This is a genomic window from Marvinbryantia sp. (assembly GCF_047017445.1).
Classification (GTDB): Bacteria; Bacillota; Clostridia; order Lachnospirales; family Lachnospiraceae; genus Marvinbryantia.
In genome coordinates, this window is the sequence record NZ_JBKXTT010000018.1 from 25,738 (window position 1) to 47,974 (window position 22,237).

At 48.6% G+C, this 22,237-nt stretch carries 20 protein-coding genes and 1 pseudogene; 19 read left to right on the forward strand and 2 right to left on the reverse strand.

What is annotated here, in order from left to right; all coding sequences use genetic code 11:
• Positions 1-136: 136 nt before the first annotated feature.
• Positions 137-1,669 (forward strand): PucR family transcriptional regulator, encoded by a 1,533-nt coding sequence (locus tag ACLU9Q_RS16815; protein WP_296838949.1) that lies wholly within the window; start codon positions 137-139, stop codon positions 1,667-1,669.
• A 54-nt stretch (positions 1,670-1,723) separates the two neighbouring features.
• On the opposite strand, the gene ACLU9Q_RS16820 is transcribed toward ACLU9Q_RS16815, so the two are convergent.
• Both ACLU9Q_RS16820 and ACLU9Q_RS16825 read right to left on the reverse strand, forming a co-directional pair.
• Entirely contained in the window at positions 1,724-2,257 is a 534-nt protein-coding gene (locus ACLU9Q_RS16820) for a DUF2284 domain-containing protein (protein WP_296838952.1), read from the reverse strand.
• A complete protein-coding gene (locus ACLU9Q_RS16825; RefSeq protein WP_296907472.1) occupies positions 2,247-3,752 on the reverse strand; it encodes an ASKHA domain-containing protein in 1,506 nt (501 codons plus the stop codon). Before ACLU9Q_RS16825 ends, ACLU9Q_RS16820 begins: the two co-directional genes overlap by 11 nt.
• A 178-nt stretch (positions 3,753-3,930) precedes the next feature.
• Between ACLU9Q_RS16825 and ACLU9Q_RS16830 the strand changes: the two genes are divergently transcribed.
• The 18 genes and pseudogenes from ACLU9Q_RS16830 to ACLU9Q_RS16915 all read left to right on the forward strand — a co-directional run bounded on the left by ACLU9Q_RS16830 (position 3,931) and on the right by ACLU9Q_RS16915 (position 22,122).
• A complete protein-coding gene (locus tag ACLU9Q_RS16830) occupies positions 3,931-4,278 on the forward strand; it encodes an arsenate reductase family protein (RefSeq protein WP_296835847.1) in 348 nt (115 codons plus the stop codon).
• Positions 4,279-4,602: 324 nt separating this feature from the next.
• Positions 4,603-5,136 (forward strand): cysteine hydrolase family protein, encoded by a 534-nt coding sequence (locus tag ACLU9Q_RS16835; RefSeq protein ID WP_296835844.1) that lies wholly within the window; start codon positions 4,603-4,605, stop codon positions 5,134-5,136.
• A gap of 209 nt (positions 5,137-5,345) precedes the next feature.
• A complete protein-coding gene (locus tag ACLU9Q_RS16840) occupies positions 5,346-6,263 on the forward strand; it encodes a ketopantoate reductase family protein (RefSeq protein ID WP_296835842.1) in 918 nt (305 codons plus the stop codon).
• A 70-nt stretch (positions 6,264-6,333) separates the two neighbouring features.
• Positions 6,334-7,194 (forward strand): YitT family protein, encoded by an 861-nt coding sequence (locus ACLU9Q_RS16845; RefSeq protein ID WP_296835852.1) that lies wholly within the window; start codon positions 6,334-6,336, stop codon positions 7,192-7,194.
• Between the two features lie 101 nt (positions 7,195-7,295).
• Positions 7,296-7,820, forward strand: coding sequence for a hypothetical protein (locus tag ACLU9Q_RS16850; protein ID WP_296835839.1), 525 nt, complete (start codon positions 7,296-7,298; stop codon positions 7,818-7,820).
• A 15-nt stretch (positions 7,821-7,835) separates the two neighbouring features.
• Positions 7,836-8,552: a response regulator transcription factor gene (locus ACLU9Q_RS16855; RefSeq protein WP_296835836.1), complete on the forward strand. Its 717-nt coding sequence runs from the start codon at positions 7,836-7,838 to the stop codon at positions 8,550-8,552.
• A 178-nt stretch (positions 8,553-8,730) separates the two neighbouring features.
• Positions 8,731-10,068 carry a sensor histidine kinase gene (locus tag ACLU9Q_RS16860; protein ID WP_296835834.1) on the forward strand — a complete coding sequence of 446 codons (1,338 nt, stop codon included), beginning with the start codon at positions 8,731-8,733 and terminating at the stop codon, positions 10,066-10,068.
• A 348-nt stretch (positions 10,069-10,416) separates the two neighbouring features.
• Entirely contained in the window at positions 10,417-11,469 is a 1,053-nt protein-coding gene (locus tag ACLU9Q_RS16865) for a winged helix-turn-helix domain-containing protein (protein WP_296835830.1), read from the forward strand.
• A gap of 111 nt (positions 11,470-11,580) precedes the next feature.
• Positions 11,581-12,891, forward strand: a complete 1,311-nt coding sequence (locus ACLU9Q_RS16870) for a C4-dicarboxylate ABC transporter (RefSeq protein ID WP_296835828.1) — start codon at positions 11,581-11,583, stop codon at positions 12,889-12,891.
• Between the two features lie 32 nt (positions 12,892-12,923).
• On the forward strand, positions 12,924-15,077 hold the full coding sequence (locus ACLU9Q_RS16875; RefSeq protein WP_296835825.1) for a hydantoinase/oxoprolinase family protein: 2,154 nt from the start codon (positions 12,924-12,926) through the stop codon (positions 15,075-15,077).
• 18 nt (positions 15,078-15,095) lie between these two features.
• Positions 15,096-15,653 (forward strand): hypothetical protein, encoded by a 558-nt coding sequence (locus ACLU9Q_RS16880; RefSeq protein ID WP_296835822.1) that lies wholly within the window; start codon positions 15,096-15,098, stop codon positions 15,651-15,653.
• Entirely contained in the window at positions 15,650-17,017 is a 1,368-nt protein-coding gene (locus ACLU9Q_RS16885; protein ID WP_296835819.1) for an FAD-dependent oxidoreductase, read from the forward strand. The genes ACLU9Q_RS16880 and ACLU9Q_RS16885 overlap by 4 nt, the downstream gene beginning before the upstream one ends.
• Before the next feature lie 164 nt (positions 17,018-17,181).
• A complete protein-coding gene (locus ACLU9Q_RS16890) occupies positions 17,182-17,586 on the forward strand; it encodes an amino acid-binding protein (RefSeq protein WP_296835817.1) in 405 nt (134 codons plus the stop codon).
• Positions 17,587-17,752: 166 nt separating this feature from the next.
• Positions 17,753-18,661, forward strand: coding sequence for a MerR family transcriptional regulator (locus ACLU9Q_RS16895; protein WP_412625676.1), 909 nt, complete (start codon positions 17,753-17,755; stop codon positions 18,659-18,661).
• A gap of 244 nt (positions 18,662-18,905) precedes the next feature.
• Positions 18,906-19,304: a PH domain-containing protein gene (locus ACLU9Q_RS16900; RefSeq protein WP_412625677.1), complete on the forward strand. Its 399-nt coding sequence runs from the start codon at positions 18,906-18,908 to the stop codon at positions 19,302-19,304.
• A gap of 16 nt (positions 19,305-19,320) precedes the next feature.
• Positions 19,321-20,079: a class I SAM-dependent methyltransferase gene (locus ACLU9Q_RS16905; protein ID WP_412625678.1), complete on the forward strand. Its 759-nt coding sequence runs from the start codon at positions 19,321-19,323 to the stop codon at positions 20,077-20,079.
• Positions 20,080-20,376: 297 nt separating this feature from the next.
• On the forward strand, positions 20,377-20,793 hold the full coding sequence (locus tag ACLU9Q_RS16910) for a hypothetical protein (RefSeq protein ID WP_296835806.1): 417 nt from the start codon (positions 20,377-20,379) through the stop codon (positions 20,791-20,793).
• Between the two features lie 403 nt (positions 20,794-21,196).
• Positions 21,197-22,122: pseudogene (locus ACLU9Q_RS16915) on the forward strand (helix-turn-helix transcriptional regulator).
• The last annotated feature ends 115 nt before the right edge of the window (positions 22,123-22,237 follow it).

The following is a 22,237-nucleotide window of genomic DNA, read 5'->3' on the forward strand; positions in this document are numbered from 1 at the left end:
TAACATAGCTTTTTGCGATTATCTATTTGCAGATATGTCCTTTTTTCACCCTTGTTTTCCTACAAATTGTAGGAAAACACTTCTTGCCATTTTCCGCGCATGGCGGTATGATAAAAAGAAAGAAGGGAGCCTCGCTATGGATTTAAGTCCCCGCCTGATTGTATGGCATTTAAAGAAAACGTACCCCCAGACAGACGCTTCCACCCGTCTCACCACCTCTCCGTGTCTGAAATACGGCGTCTGCCACAGACCGGACGCGCCCTTTACCGGCAATCTGGTCTGGATTGCGCCGGAAATCCTCCCGGATTTTCTGCAAAATCCCCTGCACAGCCTGCTGATTGTGACGGAGCCCGCCGATTCCGCGCTCCTTAAGGAAACCCCGAATCTCTGTCTGGTTCCGGGCGCAGACCCGGAGGCGCTGGCGGAGACAGTAACGCAGATTTTCCGCAAATATGAGGAATGGAACCAGGCGCTTTTTGAATCCCGGATGATGAACGGTTCCATCCAGAATCTGCTGGACCTCACCGGCTCCATCATATCCAATCCCAGCATAGTCATCAGCATGGATTTCACTATCATTGCTTCCAGAAACAGTCCTTTCGGAGAGCTTGCCACCCCGGTACTCGGCTCCACGGAGAACACCGCCGACCTGATTATGGCGCTGAAGCAGGACCCCGCTTACGCGGAGGCTTTCCACCGGATCGGATATTTCTATTATCCCGGAAACGGGATTGCCGGTCCCAGTCTCTGCGTCAATATCCGGAAATTTGACCGGACGCTTTACCGTCTGCTGGTCACTCCGGGCGAGATTCCGCTCGACGATACCTTCGGTTTTATTCTGGAGTACCTCGCGCGGGTCATTTCCCATGCGATGTCCACCAATATCGTGGACAGCCACGACGCCCGCCGCCAGCTCCGTCAGATTTTCCGGGCCGTTCTGACAGATTCCAGCGCGGATTATGTGGAAATCAGCCGTCAGCTCACCGCCTGCGGGTGGCTTTCTTCCCATTATTACCTCTGCCTCTTTCTGAAAACGGAGCAGATGGATTATAAAAATCTGACCCATCGTTCCATCTGCAGTTATATCGAAAACATGGTGCCCGCCTCCTGCGCCGTAACGCACAAAGGAAATATCGTGGCGTATATCAATCTGGATCTCTGTCATCTGTCGGAGTCGGAAATCGAGCAAAAATTAGCCGGCTTTATCCGCGACAGCTTTCTGACCGCCGGATACAGCCGGAAGATGCTGGGACATTTCAACTTTCACAGGCAGTACGTGCAGGCTTCCCTTTCTATGGGGGTCGGTTCCCGGAAACATCCGCACCAGTGGATTCATCATTTTAATGACATTGCCCTGACCTATCTGCTGGAGCAGACCACAAAAAAGCTTCCCGCGTACATGGTATGTCACGAGAAGCTTCTTACCTTAAAATATGAATCAGAAAAAAATCAGTCCCAGCTTTTCCAGACGCTGCGGTGCTACCTGGAGAACCAGCAGAGTGCGACAAAAACGGCAAATGCGCTGTTTATCCACCGCAGTACGCTGCTGTACCGGCTGGACCGGATACAGCATATTCTGAAAAGCGATTTGTCGGACCCCGACGAGCTGCTGTATCTGCTGCTTTCCTTCCGGCTGATTGATATGGAGGAGGAACGGGAGCAGGAATAATAGAGTGCCCGTGTGAGCAAGCTCCCACCGCACTCCTGCATGGAGACGGGGCTTTCATAGTACGTAGCAGGAGGTATACGCTATTTTCTGCGGTCCGTAGTAATAGCCGATTCCATTACTTTTGCATAAATCGCTGACCACGATTCCAAACGCTTCCAGGGAGGAGATTCTTTTTTCCGGGAAGCGGCAGTTTCCCTCCGGACCGGCGCAGGTCTTACAGACGGTGCAGCAGCCGCAGCCCAGCGGCAGAACCTGCGGACAAATCTTGCGCAGCTTTTCCGCCATTTCGTAGAAATGCTTTTTGTGAAGAGCCTCCGCCTTCTGCATTCCCTCAAAGTCCAGGCTGTCCTCTATATCGCCCACAGTCTGGACGATGATGCCTTCCCGGTGTCCCTCCAGCGCCCTCCGGCATTCCTCCAGTGTGCCGCAGGCGGGCGGACAGGCAAGATTCTTTCCGTACATGCCGCAGGTATTCGCGCCGCACATGTCCCGCACCTCCTGCCGCAGCTCAATCGTATCGCAGTTTAAATGCGCCGCATAGCTGAATCCAATCTCCAGCGCCATTTTTTCCCAGTCCTTATATTCCATAGAAATCCTCCTTTGCAAAACTCATTTCGTCCACATACACATCCATAAAATCCGCTTCGCACGCAAGCTCCAGAAAATCCGCGCGGGCAGCCATTTCACGGCTGCGGGCAAATTCCGCCTCAGACAGAACGGCAAGCCGCGCTCCCGCTCCGGCGGCATTCCCAACCGGAATGATGCGCTCCTTTAGAACCAGCGGCAGCAGCCCGATTGCGCAGGCGCTCTCCGGGGCAAGATAGTTTCCGAACGCCCCCGCCAGCAGAAGCGTGCGGATTTCCTCCGGTTTTACGCCCCGCCTCCGGCAGAGAAGCCGGATTCCGGCGGCGATTGCCGCCTTGGCAAGCTGCAGTTCACGGATATCCTTCTGTGTCAGGCTGACATTCTCCGAAAAGAAATACGGCTCCTTCATGTAACCGGTCTCGTCGATGAGCCCCAGCTCCAGAAGGCAGGCAGCTGCGTCCAGAAGCCCGGAGCCGCACAGGCCTGCGGGCGCACATTCCCCGATCACGTGGAATTTCAGCTTTCCGTCCTCAATCTTAACATGGTCGATGGCGCCGCGGCTGCCCCGCATACCGCAGGAGATTTTCGCGCCCTCAAAGGCGGGACCGGCAGCCGTAGAGCAGACCGTATAACCGTCACGGTTTCCCAGCACCATTTCCCCGTTTGTCCCGATGTCGACCAGCAGCGTCAGCTCCTCTCTTTTATCAAACTCCGCCGCCAGCATACAGGCGGCTGTATCCGCTCCCACGAAGCCGCCGATATTGGGAAGCCAGCTTAAATTTGCCTCCGGATGCACATGGATATCGCATTCCAAAGCCTTCCGTGTGACGGCATCTGTCACGCTGGGCGTGTAGGGAGCGTGCACCAGATTGTCCACCGGAAGCTCCAGAAACAGGTGATGCATACAGGTGTTCCCCACCATCACAATACGCACAATATCTCCGCTCTCCTGCCCGACGCCGGCGGCAAGCCGCCCAAGCAGCTCATCGATTGCCTGCCGGATGCAGGTGCTGAGGCTTTCCGCTCCGTGCTCCAGGGCATAACCGCTGCGCATCACCACATCCGCGCCGAACTGGCGCTGGGGATTTAAGATACTTTCCGTCCCCAGTGTTTCTCCGGTTGCGGCGTCCAAAAGATACGCCACCACAGAGGTAGAGCCCAGGTCTACCGCCGCCAGCAGAGGGCGTGCTGCCCCTCCGGGTAATCTGCCCGGCTCGCAGGGCACTCTGCGGATATTTCCATTTTTCAGGATCTTCGCGCTTTTTTCTTCGTCATGCAGCGTTTCCACCGCGCAATCGCCCGTTATCACTGTTCTGCACGCAGAAACTATCTCTCCGTCCAGCTTTACTTTACATTTTCCGCATTTCCCCTGTCCGCCGCAGGGCGCATCCGGCACCAGCCCGGCCGCAATTTCCGCCGCCAGCAGGGTCGTCCCCTCCTCCACCTGCGCCTCGCGTCCTTCCCGGACGAAACGCACCGTAAATATACGTCTGTCCATTTTCGTCATCGCCTCCGTCTGTTTCAGATAACATTTTCCGGGTAACTATACTCTGATTCTACCACGGCTTTGGGCAGTGTGCAATCCGCCCTGCAAGGATAAACGCGGGGGTTTTCCACACTTTCATTGAAAAATTTTATGTTACATGCTATACTGTTTTCAAAAGGAGGGGATACCAATGCTGTTTATCGAATATCCGAAGTGCAGTACCTGCCAGAAGGCGAAAAAGTGGCTGGACGCCCACGGCATTGCTTACACAGACCGTCACATAAAAGAGGAAAATCCGACGGCGGAGGAATTGCGGGCGTGGCAGGCAAAAAGCGGACAGCCGCTGAAGAAATTCTTCAATACCAGCGGGATGCTGTACCGAGAGCTGGGACTGAAGGATAAGCTGCCCGCGATGAGTGAGGAAGAGCAGATCGAGCTGCTCGCTTCCGACGGAATGCTGGTGAAACGCCCGCTTGTGATTCTGGAGGACGGCGTTTTGATCGGCTTCCGGGAGAAGGAGTGGGAGGAAAAGCTGTAACATAAGTATGTGATTTTTTCTGCGCTTCTGAAAGCACGCAGGCACGGAAAAATCATATGGACACATATGCATTATATGATTCCGGCAAGGGCGCCGGAAAAGCTCCTTACACGACAGAAACGTGGGGAGCTTTTTACTCGTGATATTGTTGAAAATGCAGGTGTCACCGGCAGAAAACATCACAGAAAATGCAGGTGTCACCGGCAGAAAACATCACAGAAAATGCAGGTGCTATCGGCAGAAAACATCACAGAAAATTCAGATACCATCGGCAGAAAATATCACAGAAAATACCAGAGACGTCAGAGCAAAGGGGGAAGAAAAATGAAGTTATTAGTGGTAGTGGATATGCAGAGGGATTTTATTGACGGCGCGCTTGGCACCAGCGAGGCGCAGGCGATCGTGGCGAATGTGGCAGAAAAAATCCGCAGCTATCAGCGGGATGGAGAGCGGATCGTTTTCACCATGGATACGCACGGGGAGGATTATCTGCAGACACAGGAGGGAGCAAATCTTCCGGTGCCGCATTGCATAAAGGGCACGGCAGGCTGGGAAATCTGCGATCAGATCAGGCAGATCGTGGATCTGTCGGCTGCGAAAATTTATGAAAAGGTGACATTTGGTTCCAGAGAATACGCGCTTGACTGGGAAAACGGCTGTTATGCGGACGTCACCGAGGTAGAGTTTGTCGGGCTGTGTACAGATATTTGTGTGATATCAAACGCAATGCTGACAAAGGCATTCGCGCCGGAGGTAAAGGTGACGGTGGACGCCGCCTGCTGTGCGGGCGTTACGCCGCAGAGCCATGAAAATGCGCTGGCGGCGATGAAAATGTGCCAGATTTTTGTGAAGGAATAAGGAATGGAAAGAGGAAGCGGACTTTTGTGAAGGAATAGGAAATGGAAAGAGAAAGCGGACTTTTGTGAAGGAATGAAATAAGAAATGGAAAGGCAAAGCGGATCTTTGTGAAAACACAGAGAACAAAAAGATGGTGTCAGATTTTTGTGAAACGATAGAAAAAGGCATGTACGGGGTTTTAAAATAATAAGAGAAACAGGAGAGGATATATGAAATACATAGTGATCGGGGCGGGCGGAACCGGTGGTTCCATCGGCGCCTATATGACAGAAGCGGGAAAGGATGTGACGCTGATCGCGCGCGGCGCTCATCTGGAGGCGATGCAGAAAAACGGGCTGCAGATGGAGACGACAAGAAAGGGAAATTACACGGTAAAACCAGTGAAGGCGGCGGACATGGAGCATTACGACGAACAGCCGGATGTGATCTTTGTCTGCGTGAAGGGATATTCTCTGGAGGATACAGTACCCTTCATTCAAAAAGTGGCAAAGCCGGAGACGGTCGTGATTCCGATTTTAAACATTTATGGAACGGGCGGGCGTCTGCAGGAAAAGCTCCCGGAGCTGCTTGTGACGGACGGCTGCATTTACATTGCCGCAGAAATTAAGCGGCCGGGCTGCATCTGGCAGAATGGAGACATTTTCCGCGTGGTATTTGGCGTGCGCGAGCCGTCGCAGTACCGCCCGGAGCTTGAGCAGGTGAAAAAGGATCTGGAGGATTCCGGGATTACGGCGATCCTTTCAGAAAATATCCGGCGGGATGCCCTGCAGAAATTTTCCTACGTATCACCGGCAGCTGCGTGTGGGCAGTATTACAATGCAATGGCAGGAGATATGCAGAAGCCCGGAGAGATCCGCGATACCTTTGCGGCGCTGATCGGTGAGGTCGATGCGCTGGCTGCGGCGATGGGGATTCCCTTTACAGTAGATATTGTAAAGACAAACCTGGGGATTTTGGATGCGCTGACGCCGGAGGCATCCACGTCTATGCAGCGTGATATCCGCCAGGGAAAAGCTTCAGAGATCGACGGTCTGGTATACGAGGTGGTGCGCATGGGACAGAAGTGGAATGTACCGGTACCGACTTATGAGAAAATTGCAGGGGAGCTTCACGCGCGCGGCTTATAAATTTTCTGTGGGAAATTATATGTGATGTATTTTGAGCTGGAAGAAACATATGATATGAGAGGGAACTGTGATGAAATTTGATGTGAAAGAGGATGGAAAACGAATTGTTGTAATCTGTCTTGCGTCTTTGCTGATGGCAGTCAATATTAAATCCTTCGTGCGCACCGGCGGTCTCTATCCGGGCGGCGCAACGGGGCTTACGATTCTGATACAGCGCATTGCGCAGATGTTCTGGAAAGTGGAACTTCCATATACGCTGGTAAACGTGCTGCTGAACGCTCTGCCGATTTATATCGGCTTCCGCTATATCGGAAAAAAATTTACACTATACTCCTGCCTGATGATTTTTCTCACCGGTATTTTTACAGATATGGTGCCGGGCTATAAAATCACATATGATTTGCTTCTGATCAGTATTTTCGGCGGTATGATCAATGGCTTTGTGATCAGCGTCTGTTTCGCAATGAATGCGACGACGGGAGGAACGGATTTTATTGCGATTTACCTGTCCGAGAAAAAGGGTGTGGAATCCTTTAACCTCGTACTGGGGCTGAATGTTATCATTCTCTCCGCGGCTGGTCTTTTGTTTGGCTGGGACAAGGCGCTGTATTCCATTATTTTTCAGTATGCGTCCACCCAGGTGCTGCATGCTCTTTATAAGAAATATCAGCGGCTGACCGTGTTTGTTGTCACAAATAAACCGCAGGAAATCAGCGATGCAATTTTCCGGGTAAGTCATCACGGTGCGACTATTCTGGAGGGCGAGGGCTCCTATGGACACTGTGAGCGCAACGTGGTATACTCTGTTGTATCTTACGCCGAGACCAAAAAAGTAATGAACGCTATCAGGGAAACCGACCCGGAGGCGTTCGTCAACGCGATCCGTACGGAACAGCTCTCCGGAAGATTTTATCAGAAACCGGCAGAGTAGCTTTAATCTGTTTTTAATCTTCCTTCAAAGAATGATTAAGAAAACTCTGGTAAAGTAGTCATCATCAAAGAAGAAATCATTCGGAAAGGATAGGGAAGAATATGGAACAATTAGAGAAAGTGGAAAAATTAAGAGAACGCGCAAATGTCACATATGAAGAGGCAAAGGAAGCGCTGGAGGCAAGTAACTGGGATCTGCTGGATGCAATGGTTTATCTGGAAAAGAACGGAAAAACGCAGGGACCAGCCAGGGAGACTTACTCCACCAGCTACGAGGAGCAGACGCAATATGTGTCAGTGAAGGACAAGGTGCAGGAGCAAAAGGAGTCCGAAGACAATATTTTCCGCAAGCTTGGACGTCTTGTCGGGATCGTGCTCCGCAAATGCCGCGATAATGCGCTCTGCATTAAACGAAAAGGAGAGGAGATCCTGCGCGTGCCGATTATTTTAGTGGTTATTGCTATGATTCTGATGTGGCAGATTCTCGTTCCGGCAATCATCGTCGGTCTGTTCCTGGGATGTCAGTATTCCTTTGAGGGAAAAGACAATCTCGATGAAGCAAACAGGGTGATGGAGCAGGCGAGCAAAATGGCTGACAAAGCGAAGGATGAATTCAAAAAGCTGTAAGGAAAAGAGGGCATCATGGGAGCACATATTCTGGTAGTTGAGGATGAAGAAAAGCTGGCGCGGTTTGTAGAGCTGGAGCTTTTGCACGAGGGTTATCTGGTCAGCAAGGCGTCAAACGGAAGAGAGGCGTTGGAAATTGCGCTGGCAGGCGATTTTGCATTGATCCTGCTGGATATCATGCTCCCCGGACTGAACGGTCTGGAGGTTCTGCGGCGTCTGCAGCAGGAAAAGCCGACGCCGGTGATCCTGCTGACAGCGCGGGACGCTGTGATGGATAAGGTAGCGGGCCTGGACGCCGGAGCGGTCGATTACATCACAAAACCATTTGCGATCGAGGAACTGCTGGCGCGGATCCGCGTGGCATTGAAGCTTCATGGAAATGGCGGAAATATTACACAAAATCACACGGAGGAAGAACCGGGCGTATACCGCTGGGGCAGACTGGCGCTCTCGGAAAAACGTCATCAGGTCACATACGATGGGACCGACATCAGTCTGACAAACCGCGAATTTCAGATGCTGAAAACACTTCTGGAGAACCAGGACATTGTGCTGACGCGCGATGTCCTGCTCAATAAGGTCTGCGGCTACGACTATGTCGGGGAGACGAATGTGGTCGACGTCTATATCCGCTTCCTGCGCGCGAAGATTGATGAAATGTTTCACATTAAAATGATACAGACGGTGCGCGGAGTCGGGTATGTGATCAAATCGGATGTGAGTGATAAATGAGGATAAAATATCACGGTTTGACGAGAGATATGGAACGATAAAAAGCAGAAAAATCCGGAACGCTGAAAGAGAAGCAGAAAAATCCGGAACGATGAAAAAGAAGCAGAAAAATCCGGAACGATGAAAAAGAAGCAGAAAAATCCGAAATTATGAAAAAGAAGCAGAAAAATCTGGAACGATGAAAAAGAAACAGAAAAATCCGAAACAGAAGCAAAAAGATACGAAACGTGCAAAGCAGGGGAAAATGAATGTACAGACCAGGCGGATGACCTCCATTGCAAGAAAAATGCACAGGTCATGGATTGGAAAGAAGCTGGGGCTGTATGTCGGAATGGACCTGCTTCTTTTTGTGCTGCTTTTTGCAGGGTGGATCATCGATCGGGAACTTGTTTGTTTTGGGGAGATCCGTCTTGATTATGTGAGACGTTTTGCGGAGACGCAGTATTTGCAAAATGTGACTTATGTGGTACAGGAGGGCACCGGTAAGATTTTACTGGAGCTTGCCCTTTATCCGACGGCGCAGGTAATCGGGGCGGTTGTGCTGACGATTTTTGTTTGCCAGTTATTGAATATCTGTTTTTCCTATGGCAGCGAAGAACGGAAAATCCGCAAAATTCTGGCGCCGATTGACGAAATCGCTCTCAAAGCGGACGAACTGAGTAAAATGACGTTCACAGAGGAAAAATATCAGCAGATTGAGGAGGCGATTTCCAGCCTGCAGCCGGAGGACGCCGACCTGCTTTCCTTTGGGGACGCCGACCTGCAGGGGATTGAGGCGGCGATGAATAACCTGCTGATCAGGATGCGTGATTCTTACCGGCAGCAGGCGCGTTTTGTGAACGACGCCTCACATGAGCTGCGCACGCCGATCGCAGTGATCCAGGGATATGCAAATATGCTGGCGCGCTGGGGCAGAGAGGATGAGAAGGTGCTGGATGAGTCGATCAATGCGATCCAGCATGAATCAGATCATATGCAGCATCTTGTAGAGCAGCTTTTGTTCCTGGCGCGCGGCGACAGCGGCAGGCAGAAGCTTACCATGACAACGGTGTCTCTTAATGATATGATGCAGGAGGTTTACGAGGAATCTCTGATGATCGACGAAAATCACCCGTATCACTATCAGATGCCGGAAGAGAAAATCTATATCCGGGCGGACGCCGCCATGCTGAAGCAGGCGGTGCGGATTCTTGTTGATAATGCCGCAAAATATACGGAAAATGGAGGAGAAATCCTTTTGGGCGTCGGGCGCACCGGGGATGGACGCGCCTGGCTGCAGGTGCAGGACGCCGGCATCGGCATGGCGGAAAAGGATGTTGCGCAAATGTTTGAACGTTTCTTCCGTGCGGATGATGCGAGGCGCTTCCAGGGTACCGGGCTGGGACTTTCTATTGCGAAGTGGATCATTGACAAGCATCACGGACATTTTGAGGTGTTGTCACGGACGCAGCTTGGTACGAGGATCCGGGTAGTATTAGAAGCAGAAAAAGGGACGGAAGGACAGAGTTATGTATAACCAGGCGGATGCGCGAAAGACTTTAAAACACTGGCTGTAATTCATAGCCCTCCACCCGCATGTGTATTTGTCGCCTCTTGCGGAGTAAAGACCGCTTGCGTGGGTGAATCGTGGGGGAATCGTAGCAATTGTGACAAACACAAAGATATAAAATCAAATTTATAATTGACAAATTGCCAATAAGAAGGTATACTTAATTCGAAATTAAAAATAAGTTTTCCAAACAAGGCATTCAGACTTTAGAGATTTTAAGAAAAAATTTAGAAAAATTGTCGCGAAAATATTGAAAAATGAAGGGGAAAGGGTATATACTTATTTTGAAATAAAAAAATAGTAGGTGACAATTTTATGAATAAGAAATCTTTGAAGGATGTAAAAGTCAATAATACAGTTCAGGTGTTGGAATACATTTTAAAGGAGGGACAGATCTCCAGAATCGAGATTGCTGAAAAAAGCGGACTTTCACCCAGCACAGTGAGTCAGGCGGTTTCTCTTCTTCTGAAGGATGAGATTGTAGAAGCGGTGCGGGAAGGAGAATCGACGGGGGGAAGAAAACCGATTCTTCTTCAGATGAAAGCGAATTACGGCTGTGTCATCACAGTGGAAATACGCAGGGACGGCGTGAAGGCCCGGATTTTTGATTTGGGAGGTAATCTGCTGGAGGAAAAAGTTTTGTCAAACAGATATGCGGCAGGCAACAGACTTTTGAAGGTGATTGGTGATTTGATTGAGAATATTCAGAAGGGGAATACCGCCATGCCGGCAAAGGTGGTTGGTCTGGGATTGCTGTGCCAGGACGATTTGCCGGAGTATGACCTGATGACAGAATTTTCCACATCGCTTTCTTCCGATGTAATCCGCCTGGAGACGGCAATTAATACCAGATACGGTGTTCCCGTAAAGAAAGAATTGCTGAACCGCTATAGCCTGGACTATTACCTGAAAGCCGTGGATGCAAAGTGTACAGATTATGCATATGTGAATATTGGAGAGAGGATTACTGCAAGCTTTGTACTGAACCGCAAAATGATACATAATTCCGACGATTCTATTTTTGATATCAGTTCGGCCGTTTTAAGCGGAAATTATGCGGGATATGAGCATCGCTCCGGGCGGGGGGTCGAACTGGCACAGGAAGCGATGTTAAGGAAGCTGTCGCCTGAGGCGCTGGCAGTAAAACTGGTTCAGGTCATTAAGAGCGCCCTGCTGTTCTTTCCGGTAAAGGATATTTTTATCGGCGGACAGGTGGAAGAACTGGAAAAGATTGTGGAAAGGGTGTCCCGGGAATTTCCGTTTCAGCCGGTCATCCGGAAGTCAGGTGAGCCGGGAAAACAGATTTATGACGTTTTTGCCAGAAAAATCCTGATCGAAAATTATCGGCAGCTTTTGCCGGAAGGTTAAAAAGTACTTTCTGATCTCTCCAATATCAATAGTATGAAGAATGATTCACATGGTCTGCGCAGGTGTGAATCATTTTTTTATAAAAAAAAGAAAAAGGAGAGGCATTAAATTATGTTACAAGGTATATTGATTTTATTATTTATGCTGTTCATTATGGGGTTGATGGTTACACGTAAAATGCCGACAGTTCTGGCGCTTTTTGTCCTTGCGGTGGGGATCTGTATCATCGGAGGCGTTCCTGCTGTCGCTACGGATACGGACGGCAATTCAGTAGGCTTTTTGCAGACTGTGATGCAGGCGGGGGTACTGCGTCTCGGAGATGCAATCATGGTGGCCATTTTCTCTGCCTGGCTGGGGATGGTGATGGAAAAGACCCGGATCAGCGAAACTATGATTAAAAAAGGCGCCGAGCTCGGAGGAGATAAAACTCTGGTCGTGACGCTGGTTCTCTTTATCGTAGCTTCCGTTTTGTTCTCCGTAGTAAATGGTCTCGGAACCGTAATTATGATCGGTACCATCGTAATTCCGATTTTGGTGTCTGTGGGAGTCGACAAATTTACGGCGTCCGCTGCCATGTTGTTTGCCTATACTGTAGGAAATAATGTGAACCTTTCCAATGTAAATTCCCTGGCAGCTATTGTTGGAACTACTTTTGATGATACCTTTACCATTCAGCTGATCTGCGCTGTTGTTGCGTTTATCGCAGGAGTTGTTTTCTTTACTCTGCGTTTGCGCAAGGTGGGAAGAAAGTATGCGTTTTCTGCCCCGATCGGTGAGGCGGAAAATGATTCGCCTCAGATCAAAGGAGTAACCGGAGTGTTTGCGATGCTTACTCCCATTGTTCCGCTGGTGTTGGTTATTGGTTTTAAAATCCCCCTGATTCCGGCATTTATGTTTTCTATTATCTGGGCGTGCCTCTTTACCTGCGTCAAAACAGGCTGGAAGCAGACGATGAATATGCTGACAAAGACATTGTTTGACGGTTTTGCGGCTGCCGCCCCGTCTGTAACGCTAATGCTGGGAATCGGTATGCTGTTGGTAGCGATCAATGAACCTTCGGTGGCGACAGCTTTGGATCCTGTTATGCGTGTGATTACTCCGAGCTCAGTAGTAGGGTTTATGGCGTTCTTTATCATATTGGCTCCGCTGTGCCTGTATCGCGGGCCGCTCAATATGTGGGGGCTTGGAGCCGGTATTGCGGCATTGATGGTAAATATGAACGTTTTGCCTGCAAATGCAATTATGGGCGGCTTTTGTTCTGTGTCCGTTATGCAGTTGCTGTGCTGCCCGACCAATACGCACAATGTATGGGTGACGAGCTATACGGGCGAAGAGGTGACTTCCGTTACCAAGAAGCTGCTTCCGTGGATTTATCCGGCTGTAATTGCGGGCGTTGTGGCTACCGTGATTCTTTACATGTAGGAAAAATTTTGCAGAGAGGACGGAAAGTTTGAATGAAGGTAAGAATTGGGATTGATGTAGGAGGAACCTTTACCGATGCAGCGCTGATCAACAATGATACGTTTGAGTTGATCAGCACAGTAAAGGTGCCGACTACACACAGTGACAAAGCAGGTGTGGCCGCGGGTATTGTGCAGGTATTGCAGGCGATTATGGAAGAAAATAATGTCCGGCCGGAGGATGTGGCGTTTATCTCGCACGGTACAACACAGGCAACGAACGCGCTGCTGGAGGGCGACGTAGTCAGAGTGGGTATCGTCACCATAGGAAAAGGCATCGAAGGCACGAAGTCGAAGAGCGACACGCTTATGGGGGATATCCCTTTGACGGCGGCAAAAAGCCTCCATTCGGAAAATGAGTATGTAGAGGGCGGAACTGATCTGGACAGGTTCTGTAAAGACGCTGCGGAAGCTGTCCTGAGATTAAAGAATAAAGGCTGTGAAGCTGTGGTGGCGGCGGAGGCTTTCAGTGTGGATCATCCGGAGAACGAGGCAAAGGTATCTGAGATTTGCCGGGAAAATGGTATGGCGGCTACGGCCACCAACGAGATTTCCAAATTGTACGGACTGAAGGTGAGAACGCGGACTGCGGTGGTCAATGCAAGTATTATGCCGAAAATGCTGGATGCGGCTACGATGACAGAGACCAGTATCAAGCGGGCAGGGATCAAAACACCTCTGATGGTCATGCGGTGTGACGGCGGCGTTATGACTGTCGAGGAGGTGAGAAAGAGACCGATTCTGACCATACTTTCCGGCCCCGCAGCAGGTGTGGCAGGGGCGCTGATGTACGAAAAGCTCACCAATGGAATATTTCTGGAAGTAGGGGGTACCAGCACAGATATTTCCTGTGTAAAGGATGGAAAAGTAATGGTCAAATATGCGGAGATAGGCGGCCATAAGACGTATCTGACCTCTCTGGACGTAAGGACAGTGGGCATAGGCGGCGGAAGTATGATGCAGATCGAAAGAGGAAGACTGGTGGACGTGGGGCCAAGAAGTGTTCACATTGCCGGTCTTGCATATGAAGTGTACTCGAACAGCGAGGAAATCGTAGAGCCTGTTCTGCATACCGTGAAACCATCTGAGACGGATCCGGACTATGGATATGTACAGTGTTCCAATGGAAAGAAGTTTGCCCTTTCTCTGGCAGGAGCGGCCAATCTGGCTGGATATGTTCCGGAGGGGGATTATGCAAGAGGAAGTATTGAGGCGGCAAGAAAGGCATGGCAGCCTTTGGCTGACAGCATGGGGATGAGCGTGGAGGATACAGCGCGGGAGGCGCTTCGTCTTTCCGCTCTGAAGAACAGAAAAGTCGTAGAAGGGCTGATTGAAGATTACGGTATGGATACCAGGACTTTGGTGCTGGTAGGCGGCGGAGGAGGAGCGTCCAGTGTTGTTCCGCATTTGGCCGAGGCAATGGGGCTGAAGCACAAAAATGCAAAGAATGCACCAGTAATTTCCACCATTGGGGTGGCACTGGCCATGATTCGCGATACCGTAGAGCGTACCATTGCGAATCCGACACAGGAGGATATCCTGTCTGTGCGCAGAGAGGCGGAGGAACGTGCGATTCAGTCGGGGGCTTCCCCTGAGACGGTAGAGGTGTCTGTGGAGGTGGATACAAGCAAGAACATGGTGCGTGCTATCGCCATCGGAACCACGGAGCTCCGTTCCAAGGATCTGACCAAACGGAAACTGACAGAGGAGGAGATCCGCAAAATAGCGGCGGAGCATATGGATGCGCCGGAGAATACCGTTTATACGGCGGTAAGCAATGGGATGATGTATGCGATGCAGCATAAAGTGTTAAGGAAAAAATTTTTTGGCGTTTTTAAATCTGTAACGAAGCCTACGGTCATCGTGGATGAGGAAGGTGTTGTCCGGCTGCAGAAAAAGAATGGAAAGGTGTACGGGGCCAATGGGGACAACTGGGAGTCTGTGCTGCTCCAGGCAGTGGAGAATATGACGGAATACAATGACGGAGGAAAGACGATGCCAAATACGTACGTTATTTTCGGAAAACGTATTTTGGATCTCTCCGGTCTTTTGGATGAGGCACAGATCAAGTCTCTGGCGGAAGTGGAACTGGCAGCTGTCCGGAAGGACGATACGCTTATGATTCTTACATCCGCAAGAACAGATTAGCAGGAAAAGGAAGAATATATGAAACAATATCCCTTTCCGGATAAAGAAAACAGTATGCAGATTTTACTGACAGATTATGTGAGAAAAAAGATCCCGGAGGAGAAGATCACCGAAATTTTCGACGATGCATGGGCAGCCGGGGAGAAGGAAGCCAGGGAATTTCTGGCACTGGAGGGCGGAGAAGTAAGACACATGATGGGTATTCTGAAAAAAAACGGGATCAGAATTGTTTGCCAGGATATTGACAATGTATTAGGGAAAAACCGTTATTTCTGTGAATACCTGTCAGGAAAGAAGCTGCTTACGATTTACGCAGGATCCGTGAAGCTCTGGTGTGAAAATAATGGTTTCTCTTATGATGAAGGTCTGAATATCATTCTCTGCCATGAATATTTTCATTATCTGGAACAAAATAAAATCGGCATGGTATCCCGCAGATACCAGGTTCCTATTTTGAAAATAGGAGCCTGGGAGCTGGGGAAAACGGGAATTCCCGCCCTCAGTGAAATAGGAGCCAATGCTTTTGCGAAGACGTGTTGGGATTATATGGAGAGCAAAAAGGAGAAGGAAGAATGAGGTATATAAAAGAGATAGACAGGACTATAAAAACGGAAGTATTGGTAATTGGAGGAGGGGCAGCCGGATTTGCGGCGGCAGTGGCTTCTGCCAGAAATGGAGCAGATACGCTTTTGATCGAACGGGAACAGATGTTAGGAGGAACGGCGACCATAGGCTTGGTGGGCCCCTTCATGACTTGTTATAATGACGATCCCACAGAACAGATTGTCAAAGGAATTTTCGATGAACTTTGTGTCAGAATGGAGAAGCGGGGCGGAGCAATTCATCCTTCCAGGGTAGAGGGGATGACCACATATAGTTCCTACTATGACAGAAGTCACTGCCATGTCACGCCGTTTTCTTCTGAAGTGCTTGCTATAGTGATGGAGGAGATGGTTCAGGAAGCGGGAGCCAAAATTCTTTACCATGTCCAGGTGTGCGATGTTCTTACAGAAGAAGGAAAGATTACGGGCGTTCTGGCATCCCTGAAGGAAGGCTTGACGCTCATAGAGGCGGATACCTATATTGACTGTACCGGTGATGCGGATGTGGCTTACTACGGAGGAGAAGAGTTTGTCAAGGGAGATGAAAAAGACGGTATTATGCAGCCGGTTAGCCTGTTCTTCGAAGTGGGAAATATTGATCGGGATAAATTTGTGGGAACTCTCGAAGAAAAGAAGCTGAAAGGCGAACTCGGCATTCCGGGAGAGAACTGCTGGTCCTGGTGTATAAAGGAAGCGAGAGAAAACGGGGACTGGACCATTGAACGTAATGAAATAGGAAATTATGAACAGCCTACAAAGGGGCGCTGGAAAATTAACACGACGCGGATGACTTATGTGGACGCTACAAACACGGAAGAAATCAGTAAGGCGGTTATGGAAGGGCGTCAGCAGGTACAGCAGGTTCTGCATTTTCTGCAGAAGTATGTGCCGGGATGTGAAAACATAGAGCTTATTCAGGTGGCGTCCGCCCTGGGCGTTCGTGAGACGCGGCATGTGCAGGGACGCTACAAACTGACAGCGCAGGACATTATGGAGAAAAAGCATTTTGATGATGCAATCTGTACATTTGCCTATGCGATTGACATTCATAATTCGGAAGGAGGAGGAGCCACCTTTCAGCAGGTGGATGGGTATTATACGATTCCTTTCCGGTGTCTTGTTCCGATGCATATTAAAAATCTGCTGGTGGCGGGACGGTGTATCAGCGGCACTTCGGAAGCGGCGGCAAGTTATCGCGTAATTCCCTGCTGTATGGCAACCGGACAGGCGGCGGGGACTGCCGCTGCGCTGGCAGTAAAGGAAAATGTAACTCCGGGTGATGTGGATATCAGGAAACTGCAGGATGTACTGGTTTCCCAGGGAGTGGTGATCAAGTAAGAAAAGATAAAACCGGAAGACGCAAAACTCGTATTTCTGGCAAAGGAGAAGATATTTTTTGACATCTGCTGTTATCTGGTGCTAGAATAGTATCTGATCAGACAGGCATCATATCACGCAAAGTTCTGGTGATGTTCTGCCGGGAATACGAGGAGGAAAAAATTATGTTAAATCAGCTTGCGATTTTTGCAGAAAACAAAAAGGGAACGATGCAGAAGATTACCGGAATACTTACGGCAAATGATATCAATATTCTGGGTTCCGTTACAAACGACAGTGCGGAGTACGGGATTATCCGTATGCTGGTATCCGATCCGGAGACGGCGATGAAAGCATTAAGTGAGGCGGGATATCTCTGCAAATTAACGGATGTTCTCGGCGTAGAGGTAGCCGATGAGGTGGGAAATCTGAATCGTCTTCTGGTGGCGTTGGAGGAGAGCAATATTAGCGTCGACTATCTGTACCTGTCCTTCGATCGGGAAAAAGGAAGTCCGATCATGGTGCTTCATGTAAATGATACCGCGGAAGTGGAAGAGTGTCTGAAATATAAGGGATTTCATGTGCTGTAAGCAACCCATTTATTCCCGCGGGCAATGAGCCAGGTGCCGTGCTTGCACGAGCATTTGGCGAATAAGCCAATGGGTTGAAAATTTTTTTAGTTTTTGTAATTTGCGCTTGACCTTCACGTTACGTTATGCACTATGCTGATTCCATCAGGGACAGGAGGAACAGTGGATGAAAACGGTAAAGGAAGTTTCTGTACTTACGGGAATCAGCGTGCGCACGCTTCACTGGTATGATGAGATCGGGCTTTTGAAGCCTTCCGCGGTCAGTGACGCCGGCTATAGGCTTTATGACGATAAAGCTCTGGAAAGGCTGCAGCAAATTTTGTTTTTCCGGGAATTTGATCTGCCGCTCAGGGAGATTAAGTCCATAATGGATAATCCTGCTCTTGACAGAAATCACATTTTATTAAGTCAGCGAAGAATGCTGGAACAGAAAAAAGAGCGCCTGGAGCGCCTGATTTCCGGCATTGATGACATTTTGAAGGGAGAGAACAGGATGGACTTTACAGTATTTGACCAGAACGACATCGAACAGCTCTATCAGTCGATCATGAGCCAGATGACGGACGAACAGAAAAAGCAGTATATGAAAAACTATATTTTGGCGGACGAATGTGCGGCCGCTGAAACGAGCGGCGCAGAAAATGTCCTCACGGATATGGAAGAGGTGGAAGCCGAATTTCACAAAATGTTTGTGAGAAATGCATCTGGAGAGCAGGCTCAGAAAAATTTCCGGAAGCTGGTAGAGTGGTACGGAGATAAGGAGCAGGTGCTGGAGGGAGCAAAGCCGATGGAACCGGAAATCTTTGCGGCATATCAGAACCGGCTGGACGCAGTGCTGAAAAAGCTTGCGGCAAAGCGCGGAGAGGATGTTTCCGGCTTTCCGGTCAGGGAGCTTATCGGAGAATACGATTTCGTATCCGGGCAGCTTTATCAGATGAAGGATGTGAAGGCGGTCGTGAAGGACCTTGCCGCATTTTATCAGACAAATGAACAGGCAAAGGCTGCGTTTGAAAAACAGTACGGCGAGGGATTCGCGGAATTCTTTGCGGCGGCTGTAGAAGAATTTTATAAATAAGATGCTGCATGGGTGTCCCAGGGTCGCTTTGACTTCGGGGCACCTATGCGGTGGTGCCAAATGGACATGCCCTAAAGGACTAGCTTCGCGTCGCAAGCATGTCCATTTGGCTCATTGCTTGTATGTCCATTTGGCTCGTTGCCTGCGGGAACAAAAAATGAGTTTCGGAACGGGATATATACGAAAGAAACAGGTATGCAGAAACGGATGGGGCTCTGCCAAAACCCGGAGAGGGGAAGAGTGTATGAAATTTAAAGGGAAAGCAGCAGTATGGTTCTGGGGGATTTTTGTGGTTGGAAATGCGCTGTTTTTGTGGAAGCTGATATTTTCATCAAATAATCTTCCGGAGCTGATTGTTGGGATGGCGATGTTTGAAGTGGTCTTTCTTCCAATACTTTTGCGAAATTATATCTTTCTTGGCTTAGGCAGTGTGACGGTTGTTTTTGGAATCGGCAAAGATTCCATAAAGATAAGTGATATTATCGAGGTGTACCAGACGCATAATCCGATTGCTTCGAGCGCAGCGTCGCTGGATCGGATTGTTATAAAGGGAAGAAGGCAGGAAATTATGTGTGCGGTGCAGGAAAAACAGCACTTTTTTGTGGAATTGAAAAAACGTAATCCGCAAATTAAGGGAATCTGAGAGGAGAATATCTGAAGTGTCAAATTTATACGAAAGAACAGACATCTATGATTTACTTGAAAATGAAGAGAGACATCGCGAGGTAAGAAGGCATTGGGAAAAGGTTCTGGAGAGAAAAAATATTCATACGATGCTGGATGTCAGCATCGGGACCGGTAATCTGACACTTCCTGCGGCAGAGCTTGGCGTTAAGCTTTCCGGTTCGGATCTAAGCAGCGCGATGCTGAAAAAATGTGAAGAAAAGGCGCATGCGAAGAGTCTGGAAATTGATTTAAGAGAAAGCGATTTCCGGGAACTGAAGCAGAATTTCAGTGAAACATATGATTGTGTGGCGAGCACGGGTAATTCTATACCATATGTGACAAATGAAGAAGCGGAAGTGGTGCTGGAACAGATGGATGCCCTGGTAAAATCCGGTGGGTATCTTTATTTTGATATGCGGAACTGGGATAAGATTCTGGAAAAACGGCAGCGTTTTTATCTGTATAACCCGGTGTTTGACGGAGATACCCGGATTAATTTCCTTCAAGTGTGGGATTACAACGCAGATGAGTCTATGACATTCCATCTGCTCTATTTGTTTGAAAAGGACGGGAAAATATTTCAGAAAGAACATTTTGAAGAGCATTATTTTCCAATAAAAAGATTGCGCCTGCTGGAAAAGCTGGAGTCCATGGGGTACAGAAAGCTGCAGGTAATGTGTTATCCGGCGTACTTTGAGGAGGTGGGACCGGATAAAGCGGACTGGTACTGTGTGATCGCACAAAAAGAATAACCGGTCTGTAAATGCGATTTGCGAATGGGTTGAATGACAGAGTAAATTGTTACAGTTTACGCCAGCCTCAAACATCTGCTGCGACGCGAAGCTAGTCCTGTGGGTTTGAGGCGTGAGAACGTGATTCAAGCGTGAGCAAATCCCAATCGCGAAGCGAATTTTAAATGGATTTGCAAAGGTTGCTGTGAACGGAGTGAACAGTAAATTTGCGAATGCTGCTGGAAAATTATCCTTGTACAGATGAGGCTTTCTGTGTATAATGGCAGTGAGAGAAACACCAGAACAGGAGGAACGGCAATGCGCTGTTGGACTGCGAAAACCAGACATTCCGGCGTAAAGTACATATGGACTGTTCTCCTGCTGATCGTTCTGGAGCTGGCTTCTGTTTCCGGAAAAATAAAGATGGCTATTTATCTGCCGCGCGAAGTGGAAGGACAGGCCACAAGCGCAGCTATCTGCAGAATCGGAACAGCAACCCCGGTCGCTGTCTTGTCAGCAGCGCCGCGGGACGCAGAAATCATCGGGCGTGCCGGTACGGGAGAACAGCGGGTGCAGCAAAGAGCGGTTTCCCGAACCTGCATATCCATATGCGGGATATTTGTGTTGTTTCTCTATCGTCTTGTGCGGCGGCTTCTTTACAGGCTGTCGAATAAACAGTCATATCGGAGATCCGATTTTACGATCTCGTATCAATACAACTTATCTTATTTGTAACCACCAGGATATTCTGAAAAGTGCTTCAGATTTAATTTGAGGACGGGAGGGATATTTATGGGAATGCACATAGTGGCAGGTCTGCTGTTTGCAGTAGTGATCGCTGTTGTGGCATGGATCTGGTGGTTTGAAAGAAAAAGTCAGTAAATTAATGAGTGGACCGGGTGAAAAGCCCGGTTCATTTTTTTGTGTGGTATTTTTATAGTACACCTGGTTGTGTACGATGGTTATATCTGAAAACTCTATTCGCGAAGCGAATTTTTAATGGATTTGCGAAGATTGCTGTGAAAGAAGTGAACAGTAATGATTTTTCAGATTTTTTTAATGAATATATAAAATATCATGTACAATATATTTCTGGCTATGTTATACTGATTTTATTAAGGAGCAGGGGAGGGATACTATGCCCAAAGGGACAAATCAGAAATTTAAATTGTATCGTCTTGCTCAGATCATGCAGGAAAAAACGGACGAAAATCATTATCTTACGATGTCGGAAATCATTGCAGCATTAGGTGAATATGGGATTACGGCAGATCGGAAAAGTATTTATACTGATGTCCATTTGAGCTTCCTGAACTGAAATTGCTTGTGGATGCGATTCAGTCCTCGAAGTTTATCACAGAAAAAAAGTCTAATGTGTTAATACGAAAACTGGAAACACTGGCAAGCCGGTATGAGGCGGGAAAGCTGCAGCGGCAGGTATATGTTGCAGGGCGGATAAAGACGATGAATGAAAGTATCTATTATACAGTGGATGCAGTGCATAATGCGATTTCGGAGAATCGGAAAATTCGTTTTCAGTACTATCAATGGAACGTGAAAAAAGAGATGGAGCTTCGACATGACGGAAGGTATTATGACATCAGTCCATGGGGACTATCGTGGGATGATGAAAACTATTATCTGGTTGGCTACGATTCCGGGGCAAAACAGATTAAGCATTATCGTGTGGATAAAATGCTGCATATACAGATGTCAGATGAGGAACGGGATGGAAAAGAAAGCTTTAAAAAGCTGGATATGGCAGATTACGCAAAGAAAAGTTTTGGAATGTTTGGTGGGAAAGAGCAGAACGTAAAGCTTTTAGTGGAAAATAGCCTGGCGGGCGTTATTATAGATCGGTTTGGAAAAGATGTGAGGATGATTCCATTGGATGAGAAACACTTTACCGTCAGCGTAAAAGTATATGCCAGCAGACAGTTTCTGGGATGGATTTTTTCTCTGGGAGAAAATGTGAAGATTATCGGACCGCCAGAGATAGTAGAACAGATGAAGTATGAGACGGAGCGTTTGATGCGGCAGTATAATATTTCTGAAAATAAATAAAAAAGCCTGTAATAAACAGGCTTTATCCGCACACTGCGGACCACGTTATGTGGCGATTTGAATAAATTTTTATTTGAACTTATGATGTAAATTTAGTATGGTACTAAACTTATTC

Excerpts from the sequence above, each read along its gene's own strand:
- ACLU9Q_RS16830 (WP_296835847.1), top strand. The coding sequence starts at position 3,931 with ATGCTGTTTATCGAATATCCGAAGTGCAGTACCTGCCAGAAGGCGAAA.
- ACLU9Q_RS16895 (WP_412625676.1), top strand. The coding sequence starts at position 17,753 with ATGAAAACGGTAAAGGAAGTTTCTGTACTTACGGGAATCAGCGTGCGC.
- ACLU9Q_RS16850 (WP_296835839.1), top strand. The coding sequence starts at position 7,296 with ATGGAACAATTAGAGAAAGTGGAAAAATTAAGAGAACGCGCAAATGTC.
- ACLU9Q_RS16855 (WP_296835836.1), top strand. The coding sequence starts at position 7,836 with ATGGGAGCACATATTCTGGTAGTTGAGGATGAAGAAAAGCTGGCGCGG.
- ACLU9Q_RS16875 (WP_296835825.1), top strand. The coding sequence starts at position 12,924 with ATGAAGGTAAGAATTGGGATTGATGTAGGAGGAACCTTTACCGATGCA.
- ACLU9Q_RS16900 (WP_412625677.1), top strand. The coding sequence starts at position 18,906 with ATGAAATTTAAAGGGAAAGCAGCAGTATGGTTCTGGGGGATTTTTGTG.
- ACLU9Q_RS16910 (WP_296835806.1), top strand. The coding sequence starts at position 20,377 with ATGCGCTGTTGGACTGCGAAAACCAGACATTCCGGCGTAAAGTACATA.
- ACLU9Q_RS16860 (WP_296835834.1), top strand. The coding sequence starts at position 8,731 with ATGAAAAAGAAACAGAAAAATCCGAAACAGAAGCAAAAAGATACGAAA.
- ACLU9Q_RS16820 (WP_296838952.1), bottom strand. The coding sequence starts at position 2,257 with ATGGAATATAAGGACTGGGAAAAAATGGCGCTGGAGATTGGATTCAGC.
- ACLU9Q_RS16880 (WP_296835822.1), top strand. The coding sequence starts at position 15,096 with ATGAAACAATATCCCTTTCCGGATAAAGAAAACAGTATGCAGATTTTA.
- ACLU9Q_RS16885 (WP_296835819.1), top strand. The coding sequence starts at position 15,650 with ATGAGGTATATAAAAGAGATAGACAGGACTATAAAAACGGAAGTATTG.
- ACLU9Q_RS16825 (WP_296907472.1), bottom strand. The coding sequence starts at position 3,752 with ATGGACAGACGTATATTTACGGTGCGTTTCGTCCGGGAAGGACGCGAG.
- ACLU9Q_RS16865 (WP_296835830.1), top strand. The coding sequence starts at position 10,417 with ATGAATAAGAAATCTTTGAAGGATGTAAAAGTCAATAATACAGTTCAG.
- ACLU9Q_RS16870 (WP_296835828.1), top strand. The coding sequence starts at position 11,581 with ATGTTACAAGGTATATTGATTTTATTATTTATGCTGTTCATTATGGGG.
- ACLU9Q_RS16815 (WP_296838949.1), top strand. The coding sequence starts at position 137 with ATGGATTTAAGTCCCCGCCTGATTGTATGGCATTTAAAGAAAACGTAC.
- ACLU9Q_RS16840 (WP_296835842.1), top strand. The coding sequence starts at position 5,346 with ATGAAATACATAGTGATCGGGGCGGGCGGAACCGGTGGTTCCATCGGC.
- ACLU9Q_RS16890 (WP_296835817.1), top strand. The coding sequence starts at position 17,182 with ATGTTAAATCAGCTTGCGATTTTTGCAGAAAACAAAAAGGGAACGATG.
- ACLU9Q_RS16845 (WP_296835852.1), top strand. The coding sequence starts at position 6,334 with ATGAAATTTGATGTGAAAGAGGATGGAAAACGAATTGTTGTAATCTGT.
- ACLU9Q_RS16835 (WP_296835844.1), top strand. The coding sequence starts at position 4,603 with ATGAAGTTATTAGTGGTAGTGGATATGCAGAGGGATTTTATTGACGGC.